Source organism: Legionella santicrucis (genome assembly GCF_001468135.1).
Lineage (GTDB): Bacteria > Pseudomonadota > Gammaproteobacteria > Legionellales > Legionellaceae > Legionella > Legionella santicrucis.
Map to the genome: position 1 here is coordinate 19,005 of NZ_LNYU01000031.1, position 8,480 is coordinate 27,484.

Here is an 8,480-nt window from a genome sequence, read left to right on the forward strand (position 1 = left end):
ATTGTCTATGAATCAATGAGTTACTCCAAATTTTTGTCCCATAAAGAGTAAAATATATTGTAACCGCTCTGAGAACTACACCTACCGCTGCATTATAAATTAAGCGAGCATCTCACTTTTATTAAAGAAAGAGAGATAGTCATGTCCAAACCATCCATGAACTGGAGCAGTCTTCTTAAGAAATATGAAGGCAGTGGATTAACGCAAGTTGAATTCTGCAAACGCAATAAGCTGGTATTAAGTCAGCTCCAATATCGCTGGTATGGAAGACACGCCAACAAGAAGAAAGCCAAAGCTTCTGGGGTAGAGGAGACATCCTCGGCATCAGCGCTATTTGAGCCCGTAATGGTGTCCCCTGTTACCGACTTTGTCGAAGAACAGGCCCCGTTTCTTTTACCTGCCAAATCATATTCGCTGCGAAGTAAAAGTGAATCTTGCCGGAGATTCGTTATTGACGTTACTGAGGCATTTGGTGAAAACATGTTGATTCCAGACAATGCAAAAATTCATTTATATTGCGGCATTACGGATATGCGTAAATCGATTAACACATTGGCTATTTTGGTGAAGGAGGTATTAGCGATGGAACCCACGAGTGGTCATTTGTTCTTATTTCGAAACCGAGGTGGAGATAAATTAAAGGCGCTTTATTATGAGGAGCACAGTTTCACGTTGTGGTATCGACGTCTGGAGAAAGGGAAGTTTGTTTTTCCACGCAATACCCAGGGTCATCTTGAACTGAGCCGAGAGCACTTTAACTGGTTATTAGCGAGTAATAAATTCGTTCACTTTCAAGGAGAAGAGCCTGCAATTTATCGCGATTTTTATTAATATACCCTCATAAAATCAGGGTGGTTATGGCATAATCTGCCCATGAAAAAGACAGACTCATTGCCTCAATCCATCTCCGAACTTCAAGCACTTGTTCTTGCATTACAAGAAGAAAATGCGACGTTAAAACAGAACTACGAGCGCGTTTTAGAACAGTTTAGACTTGCTCAACAGCAACGCTTTTCTCGTTCCTCAGAAAGCAACGTGTTACAAATGGAGTTGCAGTTTGATGAGGCAGAAGCAGTCCCTGCAGCAGAACTGCCCGAAGAAGAAAATACGGTTACTATCACTTACACCCGTAATAAGCCTAAGCGCCGAACATTGCCTGATAATTTACCGCGTGAAGTAATTGAACATGATATTGCGGAGCTCGACAAACAATGCACATGTGGATGCTTGAAACATCGGATTGGTGAAGAGGTAACTGAGCAACTCGAAATCATTCCCGCACAATTAAAAGTGATTGCGCATGTTCGACCAAATATGCCTGTAATCGTTACGACGAAGGAGTCAGTATCGCCCCTTTGCCCATGCTGTTTCTTCCCAAAAGTATGGCAGCCCCCAGTTTGGTGGCGCATACCATTGTTAGCAAATACCAAAATCATCTGCCTCTCTATCGTCAGGAGAAAATATGGGAAGGAATGGGGATTCACATTCCAAGAAACACCCGCCTGCGGCTGGGTGATTCATGCAGCCGATGTGTGCATGCCCATGCGTGAAGCCCTTATCAGCGCTTTATTAGAATCAAACTACTTGCAAGCGGATGAGACACCCCTGCAGGTCATGAATGAACCGGGACGAAACAATACGTCAAACAGTTATATGTGGGTTTATCAAAGTGCAAAACCCGACAAAAAAGTCATTCTCTTTGATTACCGAGAAACCAGACAAGCCCTTTGGCCAAAAGAAATCCTTAATGGTTATCAAGGTTATTTACAAACGGATGGTTATAGCGGATATGATTGGGTGAATCAACATCCTGATATCATTCATCTTGGGTGCATGGCTCACGCCAGAAGGCCTTTTGCGGAACTCGTCAAACTGGCCAAAACCACCGGAAAGTCTCATCAAGCTGTGGCCTTCTTTCAAAAACTCTACGCTATTGAGAAACAGGCCAAAGTTGAAAAACTTTCGCCCGAGCAACGTCATCAGTTACGATTAAGCAAAGCCCTACCCATCTTAGATGAGATGAAACAATGGCTCGAACATTCCATCCGTCATGCTGTTCCCCAATCCAAATTAGGAGGCGCATTATCCTATATGCAGCAACGCTGGAAAGAACTTAATCATTACTTGCTCGACGGTATCTTTGAAATCGACAACAACGCTATCGAAAATCAGATAAGACCCTTCGCTCTTGGACGCAAAAACTGGTTGTTTGCGGCTACTCCTAATGGGGCGCACGCCAGTGCTCTTTTTTACAGCCTCATTGCAACAGCGAACGCCAATGGATGCAATCCTTTTGATTACCTGAGAGTGCTCTTTGAAAATATTCGTGACTGTAAATCTCAGCAGGATTTTAGCAAGCTGCTCCCTTTTAATTTGAAGCAGATGCCAACATAGTTGGCCGACCGATTACAATGAACCTCTGAAAGAATGGTTTGAACGTACAGCAAAAGAGGCTGAATCTTTAGAGCCTGGGTGCTTATAAAAGAATAGATACTGCAGCCAGATTACCAGCCATATTATTGATGAATACAACTGTAAAAATTGTAGCGCTAGAGTTATCTCATGCAACAAGTTCGCATTGGACTTGTTGCATGAGTCTCTCTGATTAATGGCTAATTGAATTCCAGAGAGCGCCCAGGGTTTTGCTCTAAATACTCCTTCATCAAATTTTTCTGCTCTGGATCACCCATCATGCCCCAATAGACATCTGTACTAATACCGTTCAGCAACTCATAACGCACAGCTCTGGTTGAAACAGAAACATAGCTTTTAAAATCATTATCTAAGGAACGCCAATCCGAGTGAGCAAAAAGCCCTAATAAACGTACAGGTGAACTAGGCGGATTTTTAGGGTGCAACTGATTTAAATAGTCAGCGTGTAATTGTAACCGCTCTGGGCCACCCATCATTCTCCAATACTCACTTGTCGCCGCATGAGCAAAATATTCAACTCGTATATCTCTGGTCTGGATAGAAACATAGGATTTGAAATCGTCTTCTAAGGAATCCCATGCATCCATAAGAATAGGACTAGGCTGATTGTTATGGTTTTGTTCAGGCTCTTCTACCAGCAGTTGTGGCACCCTCAGTGTAAAGACCGCAAATGGGTCCTCCTGACAATTTCCAGGATTGTGTTTTTGTTCATTGGGCAAACTAAGATAGTAACTTTGTTTAACGCATATCATCTATCCCTCTACTCGGAAATTACCTTGTCCATACCCCATTTCCTCATAAAAACCATCTTCAAACACCAGGCAGTTTTCATTTCGATAATTAAACCTGCTTTGGCTACCATCCTCCATTAAAATACTTGCATCGTATTTGGTTTTGGCAGCTTCTACGTCTGAGTTTATAGCTCTTTGGTCAACACCTATACCGCGCAAACTTAATTCTTGCTCAATACGACTAAGGAATTCCTGTATTTTCGGTTGATTTCTTAATTCTTCTTCATAAAAAATAAAGGCTACTTGTTTGCTCGGTTGTCCTGTGGGGGCTAATTGCTTGCCTGCAAATTTTAAACTTACACGCGGAGCATCTGCTTCATTGAGTAGTTCGGCAATAATCACTGCAGCTTCTCTCATTTTAGCGGGATCAATACTAATATGAATTTTCCACCCATTGTTCGGATTTCCCCCACTTGACCCGACTGCTCCAACAGACATTTCATTGGTTTTCGAATCTGGGATCATGGTCCAGGCAATGGCTGCAAAGCTATCATTAGCTACATCGTCATTATAAACAGCTTGCAATCGCTCAATATCAATCGGCATTCTTAGTTCCTCTTCACATTCTCAAATGTGTGCAATTATAGAACGCCCACCTTAAGGTAAAATTAAGTACCGCACGAATTGCAACAGGCTAATTGCCTCAAAATAACTGTTGCCGAAGAGGTGAAGCTAAATGGGGCAAGTTAATATGGACATGTAACATGTATTTGAAAATTCAGCGCATTCGATATCAGCGTGGGAATAAAGCGACAAAGCAAGGACATTAGATGGGTTTTGTGAAACGCATCGCTATCTTAAGCAGACTGCTTCAGTTAGTGGGGGGGAAATGACTTTCTCTTTCTTTAATAAAAAGGAGATGCTCGCTTAATTTATAATGCAGCGGTAGGTGTAGTTCTCGGAGCGTTTACAATATATTCACACTGTCTTTAAACATTACTAGAATTACTTTGACGAATTTATCCTACTGGATGATGACAAAAATGGGCCCTTTACCAGTCATCAAGGCTCCATTTGCCTTCCTTTTGCGGAATTTATGCAGGCCGCTCTGCCCGATCAAGTTCCCAGTGACTTTGAACGCATTTGCAACGATTTTAACGTACTCCCCAAAGACATGATCACGCCAACCAATCCTTCGGTGCATGCAACGATTGATCTTAGTGTAGAAATGAAGAACAATTACAAGCCGTACTGGACAAACTCCCTCAGGATCAAAAAGAGGAAATAATGGTCTCTCCTCATATTAAGCGCATACAATTGCCAAAATTCTTGGAGCATACTGCAAGAGGAGAGCAGAATGACGCGGAAAATTTACTCAAAGCGAATCTTGATGCACAATTCTTATTAGCATCAGAATCGTTCACCGATTACTCAGGACGAACCTTTCACTGTACTGCTTTTGAATATGCCTATTGGGCCAAAGACATCCATATGTGTCGTATGCTGAAATCATACATGGATGAAGCAACCAAAACAGAGATGCTCAGGCGTTGTGAGGACATAGAGGAAAATGGGCTGACTTATCTTCAAAATAGCGAAGTGAAAAAGACATCTCATTTTGACTTGGCACCACTGATGATCGCGTTGCAAGATTATATTAATGGTTATGACGATTGGGAGGCCAATGAAAACATATTGGCGCTACAAGCAGCATGGTTAAAAGTAGGTCTTCAGCAAAGAGAGATACCGGCACTTTGGTAAGTCATAACTGACGCTTCATTGGCCATAAAGTGATAACTAATGTCTGATTTATATTTGAGCCATAGTATGTGTTTTGATACACTGCGTTGCAATCTAGGTCAGCATGAGATAAAACCACAACCCTTCATATACACAAATAATAAAATACTTAACTTAAACTGATATTCTCCGTGGCTTGCCACGGGTTGTTTATTTAAACTTAGGAGTTCCTATGAAACCATTCCAAAAAATATTTACTAATAAACTTGAGAAAGGAATGAGTACTTTTTTTAAAAATAATATAAAAAATCAAGGTCGAGTTTTTTCTACAAAAACGGAGAGCCATCTAATAGGCATTGGGATCGATAATCATGAACCGGATCTTAAGACTCAATTTGTTATAAAGGAAGAAAAAAAGGACAATCCTACTTATGTGAATGGAGTTGGCATAGATAACTATGAGTCGAAGCCGCTACCGTTTTTCTTCACAAAGAAGGAAAAAAATGATATTCCTTCTTGTGTGAACGGGATTGGGATAGATAATTATGAACCACTTTTCTCTAAATAAACTTAGGTCGTCGCTGTGGGCTACCGCCAGTGCGGTTGCCACTGCCGTTATTTTGTTAAAGTAACAGGATCCAGTCGTTATTTAGAATCGTTCAGTCTAAGTAGCACTGTCATTGACTTAAGAGTTTGGTCATTTTCGCGAAAAGCGGAAATCCATTTCAATAGAAGCACATGAGCCCCACTTGTGTCCATAGGCGTCACTTAAGGAAAAATTGACGCCTACACGCAAAGAAGAAGATTTAAAAACAACAAATCTTGCTATAAACTTCATCTTGAAGCATGGCTTTCAATAGACTCCTTGCTTTCGCAGAGGGTGCGACGTCCTACTAAACATCATCTTATGAATGGATACTGAATTGATGTATTTCTCAAAAAATAGCTTAGTAAATTATTGCTATTCTAAAAATGTATGAATGCCGATATAATTACATGGCTGTTAAGATTTCATTCAGCTAATACCACTTATTTATCCCATTAAGAAGATGCATCATGTTATCCAGTTTATTTCGGTTGCCACTTGTACCACTCATTGTTATTTCATTATTAGGTTGCTGTATGGAAATCGATATTTCCTTGCCCAGTTTTCCTAGTATTATGACTTATTTCGGTAGCACGGAAGCACAAGTTCAAAGTACATTAAGTCTTAATTTTTTGGCATTTTGTCTTTCTGGATTGTTGTATGGACCATTATCAGAATCCTGGGGTAGGCGAGGTTTAATGATTTTTGGGGCAACTTGCTTCTTGATTGGAGCAGTTGGTTGCGTATTTTCATTTTCTATATACCAATTGATGTTTTGGCGTTTTATTCAAGGTTTAGGTGCTAGTAGTACTTTAGTGATGGGTTTTGCTATGATCTCCGATCGATACAGTGGTGAAGTAGCTGCAAACTACATTGGTAAAATTAATGCTTACGTTACTATTTTTATGGCCGCAGCCCCCATTTTAGGTAGCGCTATTATCAATTATTTTACTTGGCGAGCGAATTTTACCTTCATTACGATCATTGCTTTGATTTCCTGGCTTTTTTTAATCTGGCAATTGCCGGAAACTAAAACCAACAAGCAACCTCTAAATATTTTGACTCTATTTAAAGATTATTGGACAGTGTTCTCACATGGTAAATTTTTAATTTATGCCAGTATGCCTAATATGTTAGTTACGGCTTATTTAACGTTTGTTGGTAGTGCTTCTTTTTATTATATTAATACATGTAAATTATCTTATTTCCAATTCGCCATGCAACAAGGATTAATTGTATTGCTATTCTCACTTACTAGTTTTTATGCTGATAAAGTGATCGCAAAAATTGGAAGTCGTAAAGCGGTTAATTTTGGAATGGTGTGTTGTACAATAGCTATTGTACTTTTCACTTATTTTGCGTTCCAGTACCCAGATTCTCCTCAGTTGATTACATTTGCAATGTGCTGGATGGCTGTAGGCTGTGCTTTTCCAATGAGCGTCACTTTTGCACAATCATTGGAAATTTTACCTGACCTTAAGGGGACATGCTCTTCATTCATTGTGTCCACTCGCTTGTTTGTTTCATCAGGAGCCGTAGCTTTAACTGGGTTGTTATTTGATGGCTCGATGCGTCCCGTTGCTCTTGTTATCGATGGTGCTATCATTTTAGGAATCAGCTTATATTTCCTAATAGAACGAATGACAACTCCCAAAGACAGCCTATTGGAAGTAACTTGATGCTTTGCCAAGAAAACTATATTGATTGGGACAAAGTACGGAGTAGAGATTCTAATCTGTGACTTAAGATAAAAATAAAAGGTTTTAAATCAGGACCTTTCTAAGAGAGCGATAAATATTATAGATATTTATTTTAATTGAGTTTGGTCGTTATATTCTCCCTACGTATCTCTTTAATTGAATAAAATAGTCAATGATTTTACTGTCAATAAATCGTATTATCTAAACAAATAAATCAAGGACTGATAGCGATGGCAAAGTTAAAGAATAAAATTGCATTAATTACAGGTAGTACCAAATCAATTGGTCTTTCAATCGCAGAGTCATTTTGTAAAAAAGGTGCTACAGTAATCGTCACCGGAAGACTCTCAAAGTCTGAAGGAGAAAAATTTGCACAATCAATAGGGGCTAGTGATTACCTTCACTTAGATGTTTGTTCCGAACAAAATTGGCAAGAGGTAGCAGAATACATTGAAAACAAATACCAAAGACTTGATATCCTAGTGAATAATGCCGGTATAGATTCTGCCCCCAAATCGGATAAACCCCAAGATATAGAAAATTGTTCTCTTGACGATTGGCGGGTTGTTCATGCGGTGAACTTGGATGGAACATTTTTGGGATGTAAAACGATGATGCCGCTTTTGAAAAAAAGCTCTAATGCGTCAGTTATTAACATGGGCTCTCGCTCGGGTTTAGTAGGGATTCCTTCCAATGCTGCTTATGCATCAAGTAAGGCTGCTATTTTGAATTTTACACGAACAGTAGCCATGCATTGTGCCAAAAACGATTATCCAATTCGTTGCAATGTTATTGTGCCTGCTGCAATTTTGACTGAAATGTGGGACTCAGAATTCGGTCAGGATGAGGAGCGGACGCAACGTATAGAAGAGTACACGAATACAATTCCGTTGAAACGTATGGGACAAACAAATGAAGTGGCAAATCTTGCTGTGTTTTTAGCGTCTGATGACTCTTTGTTTATTACGGGATCCCAATATAATATTGATGGTGGAATTATGGCAAGTAATGGTTCTTATGGATCAAATAAAAATAGTTCTACGCATCGATTTTTTGGATTGCCAAAAATGGGACTGATAGAAGAAAAAGCATCTACCTCTCAATTGTCTTTTACATCCATCGAGCAGAGTGGGAATCAGAATAGTTTATGATTTTAACTTCAACCGTAATAAGAAATAATAATTTTCCGATAATTTGATGAAGAGTAATAGGTCACTGGTGATTAGCAAAAACCAAAGATTTTTTCCCGGAGAAATGATCCATCAAAATCTGCGAGCAAACATCAAAGGC

8 protein-coding genes and 1 pseudogene are annotated in these 8,480 nt (G+C 39.7%); 7 read left to right on the forward strand and 2 right to left on the reverse strand.

The window, feature by feature from the left end; translation table 11 throughout:
* Positions 1–141 precede the first annotated feature (141 nt).
* Positions 142–831: an IS66 family insertion sequence element accessory protein TnpB gene (tnpB, locus tag Lsan_RS21490; protein WP_058513892.1), complete on the forward strand. Its 690-nt coding sequence runs from the start codon at positions 142–144 to the stop codon at positions 829–831.
* Between the two features lie 42 nt (positions 832–873).
* Positions 874–2,394: an IS66 family transposase gene (tnpC, locus tag Lsan_RS07525; RefSeq protein WP_058513893.1), complete on the forward strand. Its 1,521-nt coding sequence runs from the start codon at positions 874–876 to the stop codon at positions 2,392–2,394.
* Positions 2,395–2,612: 218 nt separating this feature from the next.
* Here the strand turns inward: tnpC and Lsan_RS07530 are convergent, their stop codons facing one another.
* On the reverse strand, positions 2,613–3,185 hold the full coding sequence (locus tag Lsan_RS07530; RefSeq protein ID WP_058513894.1) for a hypothetical protein: 573 nt from the start codon (positions 3,183–3,185) through the stop codon (positions 2,613–2,615).
* Complete coding sequence (locus Lsan_RS07535) at positions 3,186–3,770, reverse strand: hypothetical protein (RefSeq protein WP_058513895.1); 585 nt, start codon at positions 3,768–3,770, stop codon at positions 3,186–3,188.
* Positions 3,771–4,182: 412 nt separating this feature from the next.
* On the opposite strand from Lsan_RS07535, the pseudogene Lsan_RS23520 reads away from it, so the two are divergent.
* From Lsan_RS23520 to Lsan_RS07560, 5 genes and pseudogenes are all read left to right on the forward strand, one after another.
* Positions 4,183–4,452 (forward strand): annotated as a pseudogene (locus Lsan_RS23520) (hypothetical protein); the annotation flags it as partial.
* Positions 4,452–4,925 (forward strand): hypothetical protein, encoded by a 474-nt coding sequence (locus tag Lsan_RS07545; protein WP_058513897.1) that lies wholly within the window; start codon positions 4,452–4,454, stop codon positions 4,923–4,925. The pseudogene Lsan_RS23520 and the gene Lsan_RS07545, both read left to right, overlap by 1 nt.
* Positions 4,926–5,136: 211 nt before the next feature.
* Positions 5,137–5,472 carry a hypothetical protein gene (locus Lsan_RS07550; protein WP_058513898.1) on the forward strand — a complete coding sequence of 112 codons (336 nt, stop codon included), beginning with the start codon at positions 5,137–5,139 and terminating at the stop codon, positions 5,470–5,472.
* A gap of 488 nt (positions 5,473–5,960) precedes the next feature.
* Positions 5,961–7,169 carry a multidrug effflux MFS transporter gene (locus Lsan_RS07555; RefSeq protein WP_058513899.1) on the forward strand — a complete coding sequence of 403 codons (1,209 nt, stop codon included), beginning with the start codon at positions 5,961–5,963 and terminating at the stop codon, positions 7,167–7,169.
* Between the two features lie 251 nt (positions 7,170–7,420).
* Positions 7,421–8,341 carry an SDR family NAD(P)-dependent oxidoreductase gene (locus tag Lsan_RS07560; RefSeq protein ID WP_058513900.1) on the forward strand — a complete coding sequence of 307 codons (921 nt, stop codon included), beginning with the start codon at positions 7,421–7,423 and terminating at the stop codon, positions 8,339–8,341.
* Positions 8,342–8,480: the final 139 nt, after the last annotated feature.

Excerpts from the sequence above, each read along its gene's own strand:
- tnpB (WP_058513892.1), top strand. The coding sequence starts at position 142 with ATGTCCAAACCATCCATGAACTGGAGCAGTCTTCTTAAGAAATATGAA.
- tnpC (WP_058513893.1), top strand. The coding sequence starts at position 874 with ATGAAAAAGACAGACTCATTGCCTCAATCCATCTCCGAACTTCAAGCA.
- Lsan_RS07530 (WP_058513894.1), bottom strand. The coding sequence starts at position 3,185 with ATGATATGCGTTAAACAAAGTTACTATCTTAGTTTGCCCAATGAACAA.
- Lsan_RS07535 (WP_058513895.1), bottom strand. The coding sequence starts at position 3,770 with ATGCCGATTGATATTGAGCGATTGCAAGCTGTTTATAATGACGATGTA.
- Lsan_RS07545 (WP_058513897.1), top strand. The coding sequence starts at position 4,452 with ATGGTCTCTCCTCATATTAAGCGCATACAATTGCCAAAATTCTTGGAG.
- Lsan_RS07550 (WP_058513898.1), top strand. The coding sequence starts at position 5,137 with ATGAAACCATTCCAAAAAATATTTACTAATAAACTTGAGAAAGGAATG.
- Lsan_RS07555 (WP_058513899.1), top strand. The coding sequence starts at position 5,961 with ATGTTATCCAGTTTATTTCGGTTGCCACTTGTACCACTCATTGTTATT.
- Lsan_RS07560 (WP_058513900.1), top strand. The coding sequence starts at position 7,421 with ATGGCAAAGTTAAAGAATAAAATTGCATTAATTACAGGTAGTACCAAA.